Here is a 16171-nt window from a genome sequence, read left to right on the forward strand (position 1 = left end):
TTTATTAAGAGGGCATTAAGGGAGGGTATCGTCGTTTATGAGAAGGGATCCCAGGGAAGAGGCTGAAAGGTAGTTGGGGCAGGCAGTGAGGGATCTTGAAGATGCAAAATTCGTGTTCCATGGAAAAAGGTACAACTTAGCGTGCTTCTTGGCTCAGCAGGCCGCTGAGAAAGCACTAAAAGCTTACCTTTACTATATGGGGGAAGAGGTCGTGCCTGGGAATTCCGTGTCGGATCTCTGCAAGAGGGCTATGAAGTACGACGAGGAATTTAAGAGAATATGCAAGGCAGGTGTCCTGGATAAGTATTATATCCCCACCAGGTATCCAAATGGGCTCCCTGGGGGAGTTCCTTATGAGGCTTTTGATGAGTCCGATGCGAAGAGGGCTATCCCTTTAGCTGAAATGGTTATTAAATTTGTCAAGGATAAGGTAGAGGGGATCCAAGGTGAAGGCCAAGATCGAGAAGAAGATTGACAGGGGAAGCTACGTTAAGATACCACTGTTTGAGGGCAAACTTCCAGAGGGCAATTATGCTCAGATAGTTGAGATAAAGTCTAAGGCTGAGGTTGGGAAGCACTACCACAAGTTTCAGTACGAGCTCTTCTACATAATCTCCGGAACAGCGAGGCTGGGAATAGGGGAAGAAGAATTTGAAGCAAAGCCTGGGGAAATTTACCTCGTCACCCCAGAGGCGGTTCATTGGGTAATTAACGAAAGCGATGAGCCCTTCAAGTTGCTCGTGGTTAAGATGAACTACCGCGGGGAAGATACGGTGTGGCTTTAGAGAGGAGGGTCTTCAAATGCCGCTCGTAAAAGTCACAAAGAACTATCGAATAACGATACCTTCTAAAATTAGAAATGCCCTGAGGATAAGAGAGGGAGAGTATCTCAGAGTAGAGCTAAGGGGAAATGAGATCGTTATTAGGAAGATTAATCTGGAGTGGCCAACTATAGACCTTGGTCGAGATTTTTCACCGGAAGATATTGAAGGAATTATAAGGAAAGTGTTATCAGAGGTTTCAAATTGGGAAACTAATCATTGGCCAAAGGCCCCAGGGATTAAGAATTTCTGACGAAAGTCTTATAAAATGGGTGTTGGTGAGTATGTATCGGCTTGTGCGGTGGTAGTCTAGCCTGGCCTAGGACGCCACCCTGCCAAGGTGGAGACCCGGGTTCAAATCCCGGCCACCGCACCACAACTTTTCTTTGATCTTTAATGAATGTGCCAGTCGAAACGGAATAGGTTCAAAAGGAGTATTCTATGGGCACCAACTATTTATAAGCTGGTCATCCTAATGACCAAATAGGTGGGCTTATGGTTCATCCAGATGACTATAATTGTGGAACACCTGTTAACCCAACCATTACTCCTCCAACCCTACAACAAACCCGAAAAGAGGGATCTGTACCGTTGGTTAATATCGAGGGTTGACTCGTACATCGAGAGAGGAAAATCCGACACCATATTGCTTCTTGGTGTTAGGGGCGTCGGTAAAACTACTCTTCTAGCCCAGCTCTACTTCTATGCGACCTCAAAGATGCCCCAGAATCACGTCCTTTACTTATCATTGGATCGGCTTCAGACCTTCGGTTTAGATCTTTTAGAGGTTTTGGAGACGTATAAAAGGATTGTAAAGCCGGAAAAGGCGATAATATTGCTTGTTGATGAAGTCCAGCACGAGATCTGAAGCTTAAGCTACTTCACGATGAAAAGAGATTCCTCGTAATTGCAACGGGATCTTCCGCCATAAAGCTTAAGGAGAGTCCCGACCTGGCTAGAAGGGCCCTCCACAGGGAACTCTTCCCAATGACTTTCAGGGAGTATCATCGGCTTAAAACGGGCAACTCTCTCCCTGAGCTCATGCCCAAAATCCTCAAGCTGAAGGAGGTGCCTCTAGCTGTTTTGGATGATGTGGTCGAGTATGTGAAGGTTGGCTCGATGCCCCTATCCCTTGAAATGGAGGAGTGGGCGGTCTACGAGAGGCTCGTGACGATGCTCGACAGGGTCATCTATCGTGACCTCAGGGAGGTCTATGACTTTGATGCTGAAACTCTCGACAAGGCTTTCAACCTGCTCTACCTACTCGCGAACCCGAAGGGAGAAAGGTTCAGCTATGAAAAGCTCTCAAAGACCTTGGGCTTGGCTAAGGGGACGGTTATAAAGCTCGTCGATGCCCTTGAGAAAGCAGGCATCGTTCAGAAGATCCCGATTCATGGCCCAATATCCAAGGCCACCCGCAAAAGCCCCAAGGTTAAGTTCCTAACGGTTCCCATAAAGTCCGCCCTGCTCTACAGGATAAATATAAATAGGGAGGGAGTCTTCGCTTCTCTCCTCGAGGATGTCGTAGCCTTTTACCTCTACCTCATCGCAAGGGAGAGGAACGGCAGGCTAAGCTATGAGCCAAGCAAAGGAGCTGCCAACTTCGTGCTCGAGCTGGGGAATGAGAAGATAGTCGTTGAAGTTGGGCTCGGGAAGGAGAAGAAGGGTCAAGTGGAGAGGACTATGGAAAGGGTTGGGGCTGAGAAGGGAATAGTGGTGGGAAGGAAGTACGAGGTCGGGGATAGGATTGCTTTCTATCCCTGGCAACTCTTCGTGTCTGCACTTTAGTTGGTTCAGTTAACTAGACCAAAAAAGTCGTGGAGTTAATTCAGGTGACCTTGAGCTTGGAGGAGAGCTACGAGAGGGAAGTTTCGGCCCTAATAAAAGCTGGGAAGAACCTAGGATGTAGGAACTTGACGATAGTGACGCTGGATGAAGAGGGAGAGATAAAGGTTGGCTCCTTTGTTGTGAATATAATCCCGCTTTGGAAGTTCCTCTTGACGAGGTGGGATTCTACTGGGAAAGCATTATAAAGTATATATAAAGAGGGGGATTGTAATGATGCGGGAAAAAATAGGGATAACTGAGGGTTCCTATGTGGAGCTTGAAGTTTACAATAAAAACGCGATAATAATAAAGCCCCTTGAATCTATTGCTGATAAATATTTTGGAATATTCAAGGTTGAGGAGTATCCTGATGACATAGACGAATTTTTAAAGAAGGAGGTAATAAGAAAATGGTTAAGAGACTAAAGTATGTACGATGTGAATGTTTTTATTTATTGGCTCACTTCTCATCCAGAATTTGGAAAGAAGGCAAAAATGTGGATAAAGAGGATGGAAAGAGGAGGAGAGTACATAACATCATCATTAACGCTTTATGAAGTTGCGGTAATAATTTCTGGTTTGGTTAATAAGTCGTTGAGAGATAGAGAATTTTTAGAAAAAACATTGACACCACTTCTTGAGATTCAGAATTTAAGAATAGAGCCCCTTCTCAAGCAAGACTTTGTGAACGCCCTGAGCATTGCAAAAAAGTATAAGCTAGATTTGGAAGACTCTCTGCATCTCTCTCGTGGCAATTAGGACAGGATGTGAAAGTATAATTTCCAACGACAAAGATTTTGATAAAACAGAACTCAAAAGGATATTTTAGGAAAGCTAAAGCTTAGTTTCATAAAATCGTATAAAAGCTCCGTTTTGGTTGTCCACGGCGAAACCCTTATAAACCGACTAATGATGACTAAATAACGGCCCGTGCGGTGGTAGTCTAGCCTGGCCTAGGACGCCACCCTGCCAAGGTGGAGACCCGGGTTCAAATCCCGGCCACCGCACCACAACTTTTTTGTAAACAGTCCTAAATACAAATGGGACAGGGAGAAAGAGCTCTCGTACTTAAGGAGCCTGCTGAACTCTGAGCCAAACCGGATCCTCTTCATTTATGAGCCCATAAACTCGGGAAAGACTACTTTACTCTTGAAATTCCTCGAATCCCTGGGAGAGGAAGGAATTGGAATCTATGTTAACCTCAGATCAAGACCCATATTAAGATTTTATGATTTCAAAGATCTGCTTTTCTCACGCACGAAGTCAAAAGATGTGTTGTCCATTGTGTTAGCTTCCATGGAAGTTATCTTTGGAATTCCAGTGCCAAAGAAAATCTGGGAAACAATTGAAAGTCCCAGGGATGCTTTCGACCACATAACAGATTTCCTGGGCAAATTGAGAAGGAAGGGTAGACTCCCAATAATAGTCTTCGATGAGCTTCAGGTGTTGAAGGATCTGAAAGTTAATGGGCCACTAATATATGAGCTGTTCAACTTCTTCGTTCACCTAACCAAGGAGCTCCACTTGCCCACGTGATAGTTTCAACTTCGGACGGCCTTTTCCTCACTGATGTCTATACGAATGCTTCACTCCACGGGAGGGCGAAGTACTTCCTAGTTGATGACTTCGACGAGGAAACCGCTTTGGCATTCCTCCTCAGCAATGGGCTAACCGAGGAAGAGTCAAGAATCGTTATTGAATACTTCGGGGGAAAACCAGTTTATTTAGTTGAAGCTATTAACGAGAAGAGGGCCGGAAGGGACATAGAAGAGTACTGCAGGGAGCAGTTCATGGTGAGGCTAAATCAGGTAAAGCCCGTGGTGAGAAAGTTAAATGATCCATCTATTTAATTGACCTCGGCGAAAGGGAAGTTTTAGAGTATGACGAGTTGACTGAGGACATGCTCACGCTCGCCAGGGAAAACGTGATTTTCATCGATCCCGTCAGGGGAGTTATAAGGCCCCAAGGGAGGCTTGAGCTGAAGGTCATTAGGTTTATAAGCGGGAAGCTTTTAGGTAACCCTGGGATGCCCCGGTGGCCTAGCCTGGACAGGGCGCGAGGCTGCGGACCTCGAGGTCCGGGGTTCAAATCCCCGCCGGGGCGCCACACCTTAAAGTCTCCTTTTGTACGATAGGGAGAGGGAGATCGAGGATATACTAAGCCTAATAGATGAGAACAGGTCCTTAATAGTTATAACCGGGATTAGGAGACTGGGCAAAACATCACTTCTTAGAATAGCCCTAAACGAGGCTGGCAGGGAGTACGTTATAGTGGATCTTAGGACAAATCCCCTTAAAGCTTCCTTTCTTTAACCCTTTTATCCCACTCTTCAAGCATCTTATCCAAAGCCAACAGCTGATTCAGCCTTATCCTTACCTTCCTGTTCTCCCAGTCTATCGAACCCTTAAAGTCGTTCAGCAACTCAAAGACCTTCTCGGCCTCATCCCTGGGCAGGAACTTACCGTAAAACTCTTCGCCGCAACGGGGACATTTAAATGCAAAGTTCTCCAAGGCATTAATGAACTCATTCTTGTTCTTGAGTAGTTCGCTGAAGTTTTCAAGGGTTAGCATTTGATCGATGAGCTCCCTCCAGTCAAGGGGCGAACCGCAAACCGGACACTTCGCCATAACCTCACCCCGAGGAATTTCGAAGGGAACGTTAAAAACGTTATTTGGCATAGGAAATTTTAGGTGGTGGAATGCATTACGATGAAGTCGAAGTGCTGTTAAATAAATCCGCCGAGTTCCTTGAACTTGCAGAAGTTGCACTAGCCAGGGAAAAATATGATAGCGCGGTGTTCTTGGCTGAGCAGGGGCTTCAGCTGTACCTCAAAGCCCTATTGGTGAAGTATTCAAACATCAAGCCCAAGACGCATTCATTGAGGGAGCTACTTGGGTTTCCCGGCGAGGCAATAGAAGCTCAGGATAAAATAAGCGAGTTCATAAAAGAAAACAGGAGTATTTTAAAGGAGCTAGAATCAGCGTACATCCTCGCGAGGTACGAGCCCAGGGTTTATGAGAAGGAGGAGGCGGAAGAGTTATTAAAGCTCGCAAAGGACGTCATTAAATTCGTGGAGGCTCTTGCTGATGAATTCGAGAGAAGAATTAGTGAAGAAGATGATAAAGAGGGGAAGGGAAAGGTACATCATGATTAAAAACTACCGCAAGTACCTCCCCGCCATAGAGAGGGCATGCAGGGAGATTTTTGGAGAGTGTGAGATATATATTTTCGGAAGCGTCCTAACTGGAAAATTCACCGCGGGGAGCGACGTTGATGTTCTAATAAAGGTCAAGGAACTTCCAGATGAAAACGATATCAAGGAGAAAATTGAAGAGCTCGCCGAACTTCCCGACAATCATCCGTTTGAGTTCCACATAGTTGATGATGAAGGATTCAAGTACTACAGGGATGTTCTAAAGGTGAAGCTAGCTAAGATAGACTCCTTAGAAACTTCTCAATCTCCTTAACCAAGAATTTTATCGCCTCGTTTAAGTTCTTTTTGCCATTAGCTCCCGCGGCCCCAGCGTGCCCTCCGCCGGAACCCTCAATTATTGGCCCAACCTTCTCCATAATTTTGCCGAGGTGAAGTCCCCTCTTAACGAGGTAATCCTTGGCCCTCGCAGAAATTCTAACCCCACCTTTCTCGCTCCCGACTATGGCAACGTCGGCTCCCAACTGGAGGAAGACCTTACAGGCCAAGGCTTCATATGCGGAAACCCTAGACGTCACAACGACGAACCTCCCAACCTTGTGGATCTCCATCCTCTGACAAGCTTTGAGGATAGCCATCCTCTTCGCCTGCTCGGTGTTCTCATCGCTAACCGGAGCGACAAGTTGGGAGATCTCAGGTATCGAGAAGTTGTATAGGTTTAGTATCTCGTACACGGTCTTGAAGGTCTTGGCGTTTGCATACCTAAAGTTCGATGTATCCGAGATTATTCCAGCAAGGAGAACTCTTGCAGAGTCCTCGTCCCTGTAGCTGAACTTCTTGAAGAGCTCCCAAACTATCTCGGCCGTAGAAGTTCTCATTGGGTCAACGACCGCTATGTCCGCAGGAATGGGATTCTCCTTCTCGACGTGATGATCGATGACAACTATCGTGGAGGAGGCGGGAATTTCGATCGGCTCGAGTTGCTCAAGGGACGATGTGTCGAAGATGAACACGACCCTTTCATCTATCATGGGGTTCTTCTCTATTGGAACCTTAGAGAAAGCCATTAAACGCCTAGAATAGCTCGCCACACTCTGGGCAACACCAATCCTAACTCGGGTAAATCCCAGGGAGAGGAGGAAGTTTGAGAACGCTATTGCGGAGCCCAAAGAATCGGGATCGGCGTTGTGGTGGCATAAAAGTATTATTCTCTCATCTCTCCCCAAGTTCTTCAGGAAGTTCTTTAGCTTCCTCTCTCCTTTCATTTGATTTCCTCCTTAGGTACCTCTCAACGGCCTCATAAGCCTTGTCTATGGCCTCCTCAATCAAGGAATCAACGTCAACCTTGATGAATATCGGGACTTCAATGAAAACCTCTATCTCCAAATCGAGGGTTTCACCCTGGTTTATCCTCGCCGTAACTTCCATGTCTCTAACTTCGCTCTTCGCAAGATGATCAAATATATAATCAATAATGACCTCCTGGGCTATGCTACCTACTTCAATCAGCTCTTCCTCACTTAACTTCGGAAGGCCTATGTGGACAACTTTCCTCATCAGGATCACCAAAAATAAAAGAAATCAGCCAGCAGTTGGCGGTCTCAGAGCTGCCTGGATCTTCTGGGTTAGCTCCTTAACTCTCTCGTTGATCTTTTGCTCTTGCCTGTTGAGGGCGTTGAGCCTGACATTAAGGGTATCAAGCTTCTCCTTGAGCTCTTGAATGGCCTTATCCTTTGTCGTCTTAACTATTAAAGTTCCAACTGTCTTGTATATGATAGCATCATCTGGCAGCTTCTCTATCTCTTCCAAAGCCTTCTTTGCCTCCGTCAAATCAGCCTGAACCTTTTGCTTCTGCTGGATCACAAGCTGAAGTTGCTGCTGATAGCTTTCAAGCTGGCCAAGCATGGCCTGAACCTGGGGAGGAACGTTCTGCATTTCAACACCCCCAGCCTATGTTAAGGTTGCAACTTAAGAACCTTACCGAACTCTACGTTTATCGTCTCCGGAGACCTCCAGATGTAGGCCCCTTCTCCCTTGTCTATGAACGTCCTTAGACCAGTTGGAACACCTTGGCTCTCGTATATTGCCGACTGAACGTCAGGATCGTTGTACAGGAGTAAGGTAGGCCCAGGGATTGAGAGAACTTGATCCAAAGGATACCTCGTCCCCAATATCGCAACCCTTCTCCTCGCAGGCCTCGTCAGGAGGGGCAACCCAGCGTTGCCGGCCCCAGTGAAAGTCAAAACGGCAACGTCGTAAAGACCGTAAACGACTCTCCTCCTCCCCTCCATTGCCGCGGCTAGGATTAGAAAGGCCATTCCGGTTAGCGTCACGCTGTTCAGCCCGCTGAGGTCTATAAGTCCACTCTCAGGAATCTTAACCGGATCTCCAGAAAAGAGCATCTCGTCAAGATCGGTGTAGCCCTCTAAGATTACCTCGCTGTAGTTCTTCTTGGCCTTGACTGCATCCGCTATCGAGCTAACTTTCCCGGTCACAAAGTCAGCGTAGAGCTTATCGGTTGAGGCGGAATCAAGCTCGTAAATCGTCTGGACTATGGTAACGGCCGAGTATGGATCTTTTATCATTCCCATCCTCGCCATCTTTAACGGATCCAATCCAGCCGGGTTCCCCTCTTCTATTCTAAGGACGCTCTCGAAGAGCCCAGTTGGGAAGTGGCCCGAGGTGTCAAAAACAACTATAGAGTAACCTTTCTCCTTGTACTGGGCCAAGAGATATTCCATGACCTCGACGGGATCATCGTCTATCCCTATCACTTTCAGGGTCCTTCCATGATATATTGGGTCATAGTACACCACGCTCTCGTTCTCCAGAATCTTGACTGCAAGCTTAGAAACCTTCATGACGTTCCACCTAAGAAAATGTAAGGAAAGGAGGATATACGGCTTTCGCTCAGAAGAGATCCTCGAGCTTAACGTCGATCTTGTCGGGAATGAATGGAAGGACGTGCCTCGTTGTCTTGGGTGAGAACACTTCACCCTTCTTTACGAGCTCCATGACCTCTTCCTTCGTTGGGGCCTTCCTAATGAAGACGTAATCTATCTCCCCCTTCTCCATATCCGCTTTGGCGTCTTCTTTAAGGCCGTAGTAGACGAGCTCTATCTCCTTCGCCTGATCCATCTCGTCCAAAACCTTGCTCACCTTCTTCTGCTCCTCAAGCTTCCCTGGGATCGCATAGCTCTTCTCGCCGACGAGGGCAAAGGCTATCTCTCCCCTCTCAGCCTCTTCTTCAGCCTCTGGATCCTCAATTACCTCCAGGCCCTCAGCCTTTAGCCTCTCTATGACCTTGTTAACGTCTCCCTTGAATGCCGGATACCATGTGTAGACCTTAACCCCCTCATCGAAGTAGTCAAGAATTACCGAGGGGGCCCTCTTTGCACCAAGCTTCTGGAGGCCGGCCCAACGATGGTGACCGTCAACTATCAAGTACTCATCGGTTCCTGGGATCTTAGCCAGAAGCATTGGCTTCCAGAATATGCCACTACCGGTAACGCTCTCTATGAAGTCCTCAAGCTCCCTCTGAACGAGCTGCTCGTGTGGCTTCATTTTGTCAAGCTCGATGAATACGTATTCAACCTTCTTAACTGGAATGTCGTACTTAGGAACCTTCTCGACACCCATGACGACCACCACTATTTTAAATCCATAAAACGTATTAAAGCTTTGGGGAACGGGAGTTGTCATTTCGCGTACATCAGCTTGAGCCTGTAAGAGTGTCTCAAACACTCCTCACCCATGATCCTTAGAATATCCTTAACGCTACCTTCTTCTTGGGCCGAGAGTTCCAGGTACATTCTAGCTAACAGCTCCTCGGCAATTATAGCCTCCCTCATAAGCTCTTCAAGGGAAGATGGCCTATCTTTTATTTCGGGAAACACTAGCTCCCCCTTTAAGTTAAGATTAACCGTGGATAGGATTTTCTGATGCTTAAGGCTTTCCTCAGCCAAGAGTTGGAAAGTATCTACAAGAGAGGGATCCTCCTGACTCGCGAACATCTCACCAAGCTTGTACAGATTGTAGAGCTTCCTCTCTATTGCCACGAGCTCGTCCCTCATTCTATCACCTTCAGATAATCAATTAACCTTGCAACGCTGTCCAAGACTAAATCAGGCTTTATGTTGAGCTTTTCAATGTCGTTCAGGGTATGAACTCCAGTTAGAACCATTATGGCCTTCATACCAAACCTCTTGGCGAAGGCTATATCCGTGTCGAGCCTATCCCCAACCATCCAGATCTCCTCCACCCCGAGCTTCTCCCTGACTATCTCGTACATGGGCTCGTTGGGCTTGCCGATTATCAGGGGTTCCCTCTCGGTGGAGGCCCTCAAAGCGGCAATTATTGAGCCTGCCCCAGGATAAATACCTTCTTCCCCCGGGAACGTCGTGTCAGGGTTCGTCCCTATGAACTTAGCTCCATTCCTTATCGCAAGGGTTCCGTACTTGAGCTTCTCGTATGTTAGCCCAGGATCGAGGCCAACTACCACGTACTTAACTTCCCTCCATTCCCCCTTTCGGGCATCTTCCACCGTAACGAGACCCCAGCCAAGCTCATCCATCTCCTTAACTAAGCCCTCACCACCGATAACAAACACCTTTCCTGGGGTAAAGTGCCTCTCCATGTATAGCCTAGTGGCCAAGCCGGATGTAACAATTCTATCCGCAGAGACCTCTATTCCCATCTTAGCCAATTTTTCTCTGTACATCTCCGGCGTTTTCGTTGAATTATTTGTGAGGAAAAGAAAGGGTACATTTTTTTCTTTCAAGAACTCCACAACTTCCTTGGCTCCAGGTATCGGCTTGTTGCCCCTGTACAAAACCCCATCCATATCGAAGATTATCCCTATCATCCTTAACTCCCAAAGGCTTTTCTTTGGTCTACTTTTAAACATGAACATTGCGAAATACTTTTAAGTCACCCTCCGCTAAGGTGAACAGGCATTCTAATTATGGAGGGATCAAAATGGCGAGGAACAAGCCACTCGCAAAGAAGCTCAGGCTCGCGAAGGCCCTTAAGCAGAATAGGAGAGTTCCAGTTTGGGTTATAGTTAAAACCAACAGGAGAGTTCTCACTCATCCAAAGAGGAGGTACTGGAGGAGAACAAAGCTGAAGGAGTGAGGTGAGAAAAATGCCTATTGAGGCTGGTCAGGAGGTTATATTCACCGTCCCGATTAGGAAGGTAAAGAAGATAGTACCAAGGTGGAAGAGGGCACCGAGGGCAGTAAAGTTCGTTAGGGAGTTCGTGGCAAGGCACGCAAAGGCCCAAGAAGTCATCATCGACCCAAAGGTCAACGAGAAGATATGGGAGAGGGGAATTGAAAAGCCCCCAAGCAAGCTCAGGGTCAAAGTTAAGGTTGAGGAGGAAGAGAGGGAAGAGGGCAAGGTCAGGATAGCCTACGTTACCCTTGCCTGATTTTCCCCCTTTAATTTGGAGGGGAAGGGATGCACATAGAGAGACTTGATTTTGAAAACTCCCCATATTTGGGCGTATTTGGAGTAGCAACCGATAGAGTAGTGTTGATTAGGGAAGGCCTTCAGGAGAAGAAGTTAGATGTTATCAGGGAAGTTTTGAAAGTTCCCGTCATTGAAGCGAGCATTATGAAGTCAAGAATTATTGGAATCCTCGCGGCCGGCAACTCGAACGCGATAATTGTCCCCTGGTACATCTGGGATACCGAGCTTGAGGAGATAAGGGGGAAGTTTAAGGAGTACGGAATTGACACTGAGATAGTCCCATTCGAGACCAAATATACAGCACTTGGAAACCTAGTCTTAGCTAATGATAAGGCTGCCCTCGTTAGCACCAAGTTCTCGAGGGAAGAGGCGAAGAAGATAGGAGACATCCTGGGGGTTGAGGTTGAGAGGGGAGTTATAGCTGGCCTGCATGCTGTTGGAAGCGCCGGGGTTGTAACTAACAAGGGCGGATTAGTTCACCCCGAGGCAAGCGATGAGGAGCTAAAGTGGTTAAGCGAACTCTTTAAGGTTGATGTGTACGTTGGAACCGCAAACATGGGTGTTCCCTACGTCGGCTCATGCATGTTGGCGAACTCAAATGGTGTCGTCGTTGGTCACCTCACGACTGGTCCCGAAATAGTTAAGATTGAGGAAGCCCTTGGCTTAATCTGAGGAGGTGAGGCCAATGAATGTTAAGGTCTTCCGCGTCCTCGGGTACTTTGAGAAGAACGGAAAGAAGTTCAAGTTCACCAAGGAGTACAGGGCAGTTAAGGAGGAGCACGTAAAGGAGCTCGTCTACTCCGACATAGGAAGCAAGCACAAGGTCAAGAGGAACAAGATATACATCAAGGAGATCAAGGAGATAAAGCCCGAGGAAGCCGAAGACATCGTAGTTAGGAGGCTCAGCCTCGAGCTCTAACATTATTTTTGGTGAGGATGATGAGCCAGAAAGAGTTGGAAAAGCTAGCTTACGAATACCAAGTGTTGCAAGCCCAGGCTCAACTATTAGCTCAAAACCTTGAGCTTTTGAACTTAGCTAGGGCCGAGGTTCTGACGGTTAAGGAAACCCTTGAAAACTTGAAGAAGGTTGAGGAGGAAAGGCCGGAAATCTTGGTTCCCATAGGGGCCGGCTCCTTCCTGAAAGGCGTTATAGTTGACAAGAACAATGCGATAGTTAGCGTTGGTAGCGGGTACGCGGTAGAGAAGAACATCGACGATGCTATTGCATTCCTCGAGGAGAGGATTAGGGAGTACGATGAAGCCATAAGAAAGACCCAGGAAGCCCTAGCGGAGCTCGAAAAGAAGGTCGGAGAGGTTGCAAAGAAGGCTCAGGATCTTCAGCGGAAGCAGGCAATGAGCTTCTCCGTTAAGAAGTGACCCCCTTTTAGTTTCATTTCTGGGGCAGTGAAATTTTTATACTTGTCAGGTATTATACCTAGCGGGTATAAATTATGAAGTTCTACGATAGGGAGAAGGAGATCAAACTATTAAGGAGGGCCTTGAGAGTCGCTGTTATTGGAAGGAGGAGGGTAGGAAAGACCAGGCTCGTGGAAGAGGCCCTTAATCCAATTACGTTATTTGTCCCAGCCGAGAAGAATGAAGCCCTTATCTGCGATGACTGGATAAGGGAAATCAGGGAGAGAAGGTACATCCCAGAGCTGAGATCAATGAGAGACATCGTTGAGTTCCTCATGAGAGAGGGGGAAACAATATTCATAGACGAATTCCAGAACATTCTAAAGGTAAATCCAAGCTTCCTGTACGACCTTCAAAGGCTACTCGACAAATACAGGAATTCAAAGGTAGTAGTCGCTGGCTCCCTTATCAGCATGAGCAAAAAGCTACTTGAGGACTATAAATCTCCACTCTACGGAAGGTTCGACTACGTGATAAAACTCAGGGAGTTAAGCTTTGAAACAGTCCTTGAAATAATGAACGACCTGGGATATGGAGTTGAAGAGGCCGTCACAATGTGGGCATTCTTTGGAGGCGTGCCAAAGTACTATGAGACATTCGAAAGGTTTGGGGTTGAAGTTGAGGAATTTATAAGGCTCATGTTCTTCGAGGATCCCTACCCAATGTACCCAGAGGTCATGATGATGCTCAAGGAGGAGTTTGGAAAGGAGTACAAGATGTACTTCAGCATCCTTCAGGCGATAAGTGAGGGACATATAACCCTGGGAGAGATCTCCTCTTACTTATCAACCAAAAGCACCAACCTAACCAAGTACCTCCACGCCCTGGAGAAGGACTACGAGCTGGTGTACAAGAGGAAGGACGTGTTTGGAAAGGGAAGGTATAGGTACTATATCTCCCAGAATCTTATCAACGCGTGGTTTAGGTTTCTTTACAGGAACTCATCCAAGGTAGAGAGGGGCGAGCTAAAGTTTGATAGGGGGGAAGTTATGGCCTTCATTGGAAAGAGGTTTGAGGAGCTCGTTGAGGTTTTTGTCCCCAGGATAGTAAGCTTTGAAGTTATAAGAACGGGAAAGTTTTGGGGGAAGTTCCCCGATGGTAGCCCCTTCGAAATAGATGTAGTGGCTTTAGGGAAGGATGACATCGCATTCTTCGAAGTTAAATGGGAAGAACTAGACAGAAGAGAGGCAGAAAAAGAACTTGAACTCCTCAAAAAGAAAGGCGAAGCCATAAAGAACAGGAGAAGGAAGCACTATTATCTAATAGCCAAAAGGATAAAGGGGAAGGTCGAGAATGCTTACGAGTTCAGCGAGTTACTGCAACTATCTTGATTATATCGTTGAACTGCAGCTCATAGTCCTCCCCAATCCTCCTCTTCGTCCTTGCGTTTATCGCATAGAGGAAGCCCTTGCCAAGATCTGTGTGAACCTTAAACGCTAAATCCCTGGGCGTTGAACCCTTCTCCATCAGGAACACGTGGGGCAGAACGTTACCGAACTGATCGGTCAGCTTATTCTCATCTTGAACCGGATAAACTGGGATTAGCTGGAGGAGCTCAAAGACAGCCCTGTTAATGACCTCCTGAACCCCAGTAGAGCCGAACCTGTCTAGCACCTTCTCCTTGATCATCTTAAGGGCCCTCTCCTGCTTGCCGCTCATTGGCTTTAGAATCTTAAAATCGGGGCTCCCAGGGATGTAGTCAATGAAACCCGCCTTTGCGGCTTTTCTTAATGTAAGTTCAGCTGCAGCAGAAGTTGGAACCACTATGTAGCCTCTCTTCTCCCCTTCCTTTTTCAGCCTCTCAATCTGCTCATCGCTCGCGGCATCAGCTTTATTTGCAGCTATTATCATGGGCTTGTTTATCTTCCTTATTTCACTCGCAAACGAAAGGAGGTCTTCCTCACCCCACTTAGTTGGGTCATCGCTCAGGCCGAGCCTGTGCATGGCCTCCCAAACATCATTTTCCGTAACTCCTATTCCGCTCAAATGCTCAGCTATAGCCGTCTCAAGCTTCATCTTCTGAAGCTTTATCCTCTTAGCGAACTTATCCCATCCTTTGCTGAGTATCCCATAGATCCAGTAGTCTATCTCCTTCTCAAGGAACTCTATGTCCTCAACGGGATCGTGGTAATCCGTGGGCTGTCCCTCTGCATCGGTCTTCCCGGTGGCGTCGACGACGTGGATTAAGGCTGAAGCCATCCTCAGGTCATCAAGGAACTTGTTACCGAGTCCCCTGCCCTCGTGGGCCCCAGGGACTAAACCGGCAACATCTATCATCTTTACTGGAATGAGTGCTTTCCCATCCCTGTACTCGTAGTTCTGGGGATTTGGAGTGCAGTTCAGCTCTTTACATGGGTGATCCGCTATGGCGTACGTAACCCCAACGTTTGCATCTATAGTAGTGAATGGATAATTCGCTATGTCAACATCAACCAGCGTTGCCGCCGAGAAGAAAGTTGACTTCCCAACGTTTGGCTTACCGACGACACCTATCTCCATTTTATCCCCCTTCAAGAATTAACGTGGAGGTATAAAAGGTTAGAGCACGGGGCACCTTCTCAAAACAACGCCAACTGAAATCCCCACAACGAGACCTATTATCAAGGCGAGGATCGAATACTGGTAGCCGTAGGAAGTTTCCCTAATAACGACTTTCTTCTCCTTAGTTAGCGCGCTTATTATAGATTTAGCGTTCTCGGTGAGAACTTGGGTGTAGGGCTTGTCAACCCACAGGACGGTTACGTTTGCGACGGGAACTCCAAGCCTCTCCGAGAGCTTGAAAGCGGCGTTCTTTAAGGTTTCTGGAGTGCCTTGGTCATAGACTACGATATCCGCCTTAACCGAGGAAAGCTCATCAACGCTCTTCGCCGGAACCTCTGCTTCAGGTTTTATTGAGGAGATGACCTCAGCGCCAAGCCACTCCAATGCATACTGCTGGGAGGGGAGCTCTATAACGGCCTTCGTCCCGTTGAGGACGCCGGCGTAGGCATCCATTATTGCCTTGAGTTTAAGCTTGAACTCGTCCAAGCTCCTCGGGTGAAGGTTTAAGGCATCTGCGGTGGCCTCGGCCATTGCCAAGGCATTCACGGGATCGAGCCATATTCCGTGGGGATTGTTCTTGCCAGTGTACCACCTCTCGGGTAGATAGTGAAAGCCGTACTTCCTGTAATCTTCAATTGTGAGGACTACCCCAGGGATCTCTCCTTCCTTTTTGAGCTCGACTATCTTCATCTCGGCTGGAAGGTGCCCCGTTGTTACGATAACGGCTGCCCTCTTGAGCAACTTAATTTGATCGGGCGAAAGCTGGTACTGGTGAGGCTCGACTCCTGGAGGAACAAGGTAGATCACATCGACACTGTCGCCAAGGGCCTCCTTAATTATTGAAGCCAGTGGGGAGAGGCTTGTCACTACGAGAGGCTTTTCCTGAGCAGTTACCGGGGTAAGGAGGACAAAGATTAGCATGAGGATTAATATTTTCTCCTTCAC

The 16171-nt window shown here is 47.3% G+C and carries 27 protein-coding genes, 3 tRNA genes and 1 pseudogene; 21 read left to right on the forward strand and 10 right to left on the reverse strand.

Annotated features, from left to right (window positions below; all coding sequences use genetic code 11):
* Window positions 1–85 precede the first annotated feature (85 nt).
* The 13 genes and pseudogenes from P8X24_RS10170 to P8X24_RS10230 all read left to right on the forward strand — a co-directional run bounded on the left by P8X24_RS10170 (window position 86) and on the right by P8X24_RS10230 (window position 4960).
* Window positions 86–475, forward strand: a complete 390-nt coding sequence (locus P8X24_RS10170; protein ID WP_372915924.1) for a HEPN domain-containing protein — start codon at window positions 86–88, stop codon at window positions 473–475.
* On the forward strand, window positions 447–785 hold the full coding sequence (locus tag P8X24_RS10175) for a cupin domain-containing protein (protein WP_372915926.1): 339 nt from the start codon (window positions 447–449) through the stop codon (window positions 783–785). The genes P8X24_RS10170 and P8X24_RS10175 overlap by 29 nt, the downstream gene beginning before the upstream one ends.
* A gap of 16 nt (window positions 786–801) precedes the next feature.
* Window positions 802–1074 carry an AbrB/MazE/SpoVT family DNA-binding domain-containing protein gene (locus P8X24_RS10180; RefSeq protein WP_068320435.1) on the forward strand — a complete coding sequence of 91 codons (273 nt, stop codon included), beginning with the start codon at window positions 802–804 and terminating at the stop codon, window positions 1072–1074.
* Window positions 1075–1119: 45 nt separating this feature from the next.
* Window positions 1120–1197: transfer RNA gene (locus P8X24_RS10185), tRNA-Gly, on the forward strand.
* 132 nt (window positions 1198–1329) lie between these two features.
* On the forward strand, window positions 1330–1689 hold the full coding sequence (locus P8X24_RS10190; RefSeq protein WP_372915928.1) for an AAA family ATPase: 360 nt from the start codon (window positions 1330–1332) through the stop codon (window positions 1687–1689).
* 173 nt (window positions 1690–1862) lie between these two features.
* Entirely contained in the window at window positions 1863–2609 is a 747-nt protein-coding gene (locus P8X24_RS10195) for a DUF4143 domain-containing protein (RefSeq protein WP_372915930.1), read from the forward strand.
* Between the two features lie 44 nt (window positions 2610–2653).
* Window positions 2654–2854 (forward strand): hypothetical protein, encoded by a 201-nt coding sequence (locus P8X24_RS10200; protein WP_372915932.1) that lies wholly within the window; start codon window positions 2654–2656, stop codon window positions 2852–2854.
* 25 nt (window positions 2855–2879) lie between these two features.
* Complete coding sequence (locus P8X24_RS10205; RefSeq protein WP_372915934.1) at window positions 2880–3074, forward strand: AbrB/MazE/SpoVT family DNA-binding domain-containing protein; 195 nt, start codon at window positions 2880–2882, stop codon at window positions 3072–3074.
* 3 nt (window positions 3075–3077) lie between these two features.
* The gene (locus tag P8X24_RS10210; RefSeq protein WP_372915936.1) at window positions 3078–3407 is read left to right on the forward strand and encodes a type II toxin-antitoxin system VapC family toxin; all 330 of its coding nucleotides are present in this window, start codon (window positions 3078–3080) and stop codon (window positions 3405–3407) included.
* 173 nt (window positions 3408–3580) lie between these two features.
* Window positions 3581–3658 (forward strand) — tRNA-Gly (locus P8X24_RS10215).
* 91 nt (window positions 3659–3749) lie between these two features.
* Window positions 3750–4498: pseudogene (locus P8X24_RS10220) on the forward strand (ATP-binding protein).
* Window positions 4499–4676: 178 nt separating this feature from the next.
* Window positions 4677–4754, forward strand: a tRNA-Arg gene (locus P8X24_RS10225).
* 17 nt (window positions 4755–4771) lie between these two features.
* The gene (locus P8X24_RS10230; protein ID WP_372915937.1) at window positions 4772–4960 is read left to right on the forward strand and encodes an ATP-binding protein; all 189 of its coding nucleotides are present in this window, start codon (window positions 4772–4774) and stop codon (window positions 4958–4960) included.
* On the opposite strand, the gene P8X24_RS10235 is transcribed toward P8X24_RS10230, so the two are convergent.
* Window positions 4941–5276: a hypothetical protein gene (locus tag P8X24_RS10235; RefSeq protein ID WP_372915939.1), complete on the reverse strand. Its 336-nt coding sequence runs from the start codon at window positions 5274–5276 to the stop codon at window positions 4941–4943. The genes P8X24_RS10230 and P8X24_RS10235 overlap by 20 nt on opposite strands.
* A gap of 71 nt (window positions 5277–5347) precedes the next feature.
* Between P8X24_RS10235 and P8X24_RS10240 the strand changes: the two genes are divergently transcribed.
* Together P8X24_RS10240 and P8X24_RS10245 are read left to right on the forward strand one after the other, a co-directional pair.
* Window positions 5348–5803 carry a HEPN domain-containing protein gene (locus tag P8X24_RS10240; RefSeq protein WP_372915941.1) on the forward strand — a complete coding sequence of 152 codons (456 nt, stop codon included), beginning with the start codon at window positions 5348–5350 and terminating at the stop codon, window positions 5801–5803.
* Entirely contained in the window at window positions 5736–6116 is a 381-nt protein-coding gene (locus P8X24_RS10245; RefSeq protein WP_372915942.1) for a nucleotidyltransferase domain-containing protein, read from the forward strand. Before P8X24_RS10240 ends, P8X24_RS10245 begins: the two co-directional genes overlap by 68 nt.
* On the opposite strand, the gene P8X24_RS10250 is transcribed toward P8X24_RS10245, so the two are convergent.
* The 7 genes from P8X24_RS10250 to P8X24_RS10280 are packed head-to-tail and all read right to left on the reverse strand — an operon-like array spanning window position 6079 to window position 10664.
* Window positions 6079–7065 carry a DHH family phosphoesterase gene (locus P8X24_RS10250; RefSeq protein ID WP_372915944.1) on the reverse strand — a complete coding sequence of 329 codons (987 nt, stop codon included), beginning with the start codon at window positions 7063–7065 and terminating at the stop codon, window positions 6079–6081. The two genes, P8X24_RS10245 and P8X24_RS10250, sit on opposite strands and share 38 nt — an antisense overlap.
* Window positions 7013–7357, reverse strand: coding sequence for a DUF3194 domain-containing protein (locus P8X24_RS10255; protein ID WP_372915946.1), 345 nt, complete (start codon window positions 7355–7357; stop codon window positions 7013–7015). Before P8X24_RS10255 ends, P8X24_RS10250 begins: the two co-directional genes overlap by 53 nt.
* Window positions 7358–7381: 24 nt before the next feature.
* Window positions 7382–7735, reverse strand: a complete 354-nt coding sequence (locus P8X24_RS10260) for a prefoldin subunit beta (protein WP_372915948.1) — start codon at window positions 7733–7735, stop codon at window positions 7382–7384.
* Between the two features lie 20 nt (window positions 7736–7755).
* The gene (locus tag P8X24_RS10265) at window positions 7756–8661 is read right to left on the reverse strand and encodes a hypothetical protein (protein ID WP_372915950.1); all 906 of its coding nucleotides are present in this window, start codon (window positions 8659–8661) and stop codon (window positions 7756–7758) included.
* A gap of 49 nt (window positions 8662–8710) precedes the next feature.
* Window positions 8711–9439: an L-serine kinase SerK gene (serK, locus tag P8X24_RS10270; RefSeq protein WP_372916181.1), complete on the reverse strand. Its 729-nt coding sequence runs from the start codon at window positions 9437–9439 to the stop codon at window positions 8711–8713.
* 59 nt (window positions 9440–9498) lie between these two features.
* On the reverse strand, window positions 9499–9873 hold the full coding sequence (locus P8X24_RS10275) for a ferritin family protein (protein ID WP_372915952.1): 375 nt from the start codon (window positions 9871–9873) through the stop codon (window positions 9499–9501).
* Entirely contained in the window at window positions 9870–10664 is a 795-nt protein-coding gene (locus P8X24_RS10280) for an HAD-IIA family hydrolase (RefSeq protein WP_372915954.1), read from the reverse strand. Before P8X24_RS10280 ends, P8X24_RS10275 begins: the two co-directional genes overlap by 4 nt.
* Window positions 10665–10777: 113 nt before the next feature.
* Between P8X24_RS10280 and P8X24_RS10285 the strand changes: the two genes are divergently transcribed.
* The 6 genes from P8X24_RS10285 (at window position 10778) to P8X24_RS10310 (ending at window position 14016) form a co-directional block, all read left to right on the forward strand.
* Window positions 10778–10933, forward strand: coding sequence for a 50S ribosomal protein L39e (locus P8X24_RS10285; RefSeq protein WP_011011493.1), 156 nt, complete (start codon window positions 10778–10780; stop codon window positions 10931–10933).
* 10 nt (window positions 10934–10943) lie between these two features.
* A complete protein-coding gene (locus tag P8X24_RS10290) occupies window positions 10944–11228 on the forward strand; it encodes a 50S ribosomal protein L31e (RefSeq protein WP_372839399.1) in 285 nt (94 codons plus the stop codon).
* Window positions 11229–11257: 29 nt separating this feature from the next.
* Entirely contained in the window at window positions 11258–11941 is a 684-nt protein-coding gene (locus P8X24_RS10295; RefSeq protein WP_372915956.1) for a translation initiation factor IF-6, read from the forward strand.
* A 13-nt stretch (window positions 11942–11954) separates the two neighbouring features.
* Window positions 11955–12188: a 50S ribosomal protein L18Ae gene (gene rpl18a / locus P8X24_RS10300; protein ID WP_372915958.1), complete on the forward strand. Its 234-nt coding sequence runs from the start codon at window positions 11955–11957 to the stop codon at window positions 12186–12188.
* 17 nt (window positions 12189–12205) lie between these two features.
* The gene (gene pfdA / locus P8X24_RS10305; RefSeq protein WP_372915960.1) at window positions 12206–12646 is read left to right on the forward strand and encodes a prefoldin subunit alpha; all 441 of its coding nucleotides are present in this window, start codon (window positions 12206–12208) and stop codon (window positions 12644–12646) included.
* 74 nt (window positions 12647–12720) lie between these two features.
* Window positions 12721–14016, forward strand: coding sequence for an ATP-binding protein (locus tag P8X24_RS10310; protein ID WP_372915962.1), 1296 nt, complete (start codon window positions 12721–12723; stop codon window positions 14014–14016).
* Here P8X24_RS10310 and P8X24_RS10315 read toward each other — a convergent pair.
* Entirely contained in the window at window positions 13991–15184 is a 1194-nt protein-coding gene (locus tag P8X24_RS10315) for a redox-regulated ATPase YchF (protein WP_372915964.1), read from the reverse strand. The two genes, P8X24_RS10310 and P8X24_RS10315, sit on opposite strands and share 26 nt — an antisense overlap.
* Window positions 15185–15223: 39 nt before the next feature.
* Window positions 15224–16147: a metal ABC transporter solute-binding protein, Zn/Mn family gene (locus tag P8X24_RS10320; RefSeq protein WP_372916183.1), complete on the reverse strand. Its 924-nt coding sequence runs from the start codon at window positions 16145–16147 to the stop codon at window positions 15224–15226.
* Window positions 16148–16171: the final 24 nt, after the last annotated feature.

It is taken from the genome of Pyrococcus kukulkanii, from assembly GCF_041647995.1.
In the GTDB taxonomy this organism is placed as follows: Archaea; Methanobacteriota_B; Thermococci; order Thermococcales; family Thermococcaceae; genus Pyrococcus.

Coding starts and splice junctions, on each gene's coding strand:
- P8X24_RS10315 (WP_372915964.1), bottom strand. CDS start 15,184: ATGGAGATAGGTGTCGTCGGTAAGCCAAACGTTGGGAAGTCAACTTTC.
- P8X24_RS10240 (WP_372915941.1), top strand. CDS start 5,348: ATGCATTACGATGAAGTCGAAGTGCTGTTAAATAAATCCGCCGAGTTC.
- P8X24_RS10290 (WP_372839399.1), top strand. CDS start 10,944: ATGCCTATTGAGGCTGGTCAGGAGGTTATATTCACCGTCCCGATTAGG.
- P8X24_RS10195 (WP_372915930.1), top strand. CDS start 1,863: ATGCCCAAAATCCTCAAGCTGAAGGAGGTGCCTCTAGCTGTTTTGGAT.
- P8X24_RS10190 (WP_372915928.1), top strand. CDS start 1,330: ATGACTATAATTGTGGAACACCTGTTAACCCAACCATTACTCCTCCAA.
- P8X24_RS10295 (WP_372915956.1), top strand. CDS start 11,258: ATGCACATAGAGAGACTTGATTTTGAAAACTCCCCATATTTGGGCGTA.
- P8X24_RS10280 (WP_372915954.1), bottom strand. CDS start 10,664: ATGATAGGGATAATCTTCGATATGGATGGGGTTTTGTACAGGGGCAAC.
- P8X24_RS10275 (WP_372915952.1), bottom strand. CDS start 9,873: ATGAGGGACGAGCTCGTGGCAATAGAGAGGAAGCTCTACAATCTGTAC.
- P8X24_RS10255 (WP_372915946.1), bottom strand. CDS start 7,357: ATGAGGAAAGTTGTCCACATAGGCCTTCCGAAGTTAAGTGAGGAAGAG.
- P8X24_RS10310 (WP_372915962.1), top strand. CDS start 12,721: ATGAAGTTCTACGATAGGGAGAAGGAGATCAAACTATTAAGGAGGGCC.
- P8X24_RS10205 (WP_372915934.1), top strand. CDS start 2,880: ATGATGCGGGAAAAAATAGGGATAACTGAGGGTTCCTATGTGGAGCTT.
- P8X24_RS10235 (WP_372915939.1), bottom strand. CDS start 5,276: ATGGCGAAGTGTCCGGTTTGCGGTTCGCCCCTTGACTGGAGGGAGCTC.
- rpl18a (WP_372915958.1), top strand. CDS start 11,955: ATGAATGTTAAGGTCTTCCGCGTCCTCGGGTACTTTGAGAAGAACGGA.
- P8X24_RS10260 (WP_372915948.1), bottom strand. CDS start 7,735: ATGCAGAACGTTCCTCCCCAGGTTCAGGCCATGCTTGGCCAGCTTGAA.
- P8X24_RS10250 (WP_372915944.1), bottom strand. CDS start 7,065: ATGAAAGGAGAGAGGAAGCTAAAGAACTTCCTGAAGAACTTGGGGAGA.
- serK (WP_372916181.1), bottom strand. CDS start 9,439: ATGGGTGTCGAGAAGGTTCCTAAGTACGACATTCCAGTTAAGAAGGTT.
- P8X24_RS10180 (WP_068320435.1), top strand. CDS start 802: ATGCCGCTCGTAAAAGTCACAAAGAACTATCGAATAACGATACCTTCT.
- P8X24_RS10210 (WP_372915936.1), top strand. CDS start 3,078: ATGTACGATGTGAATGTTTTTATTTATTGGCTCACTTCTCATCCAGAA.
- P8X24_RS10265 (WP_372915950.1), bottom strand. CDS start 8,661: ATGAAGGTTTCTAAGCTTGCAGTCAAGATTCTGGAGAACGAGAGCGTG.
- pfdA (WP_372915960.1), top strand. CDS start 12,206: ATGATGAGCCAGAAAGAGTTGGAAAAGCTAGCTTACGAATACCAAGTG.
- P8X24_RS10320 (WP_372916183.1), bottom strand. CDS start 16,147: ATGCTAATCTTTGTCCTCCTTACCCCGGTAACTGCTCAGGAAAAGCCT.
- P8X24_RS10285 (WP_011011493.1), top strand. CDS start 10,778: ATGGCGAGGAACAAGCCACTCGCAAAGAAGCTCAGGCTCGCGAAGGCC.
- P8X24_RS10245 (WP_372915942.1), top strand. CDS start 5,736: ATGAATTCGAGAGAAGAATTAGTGAAGAAGATGATAAAGAGGGGAAGG.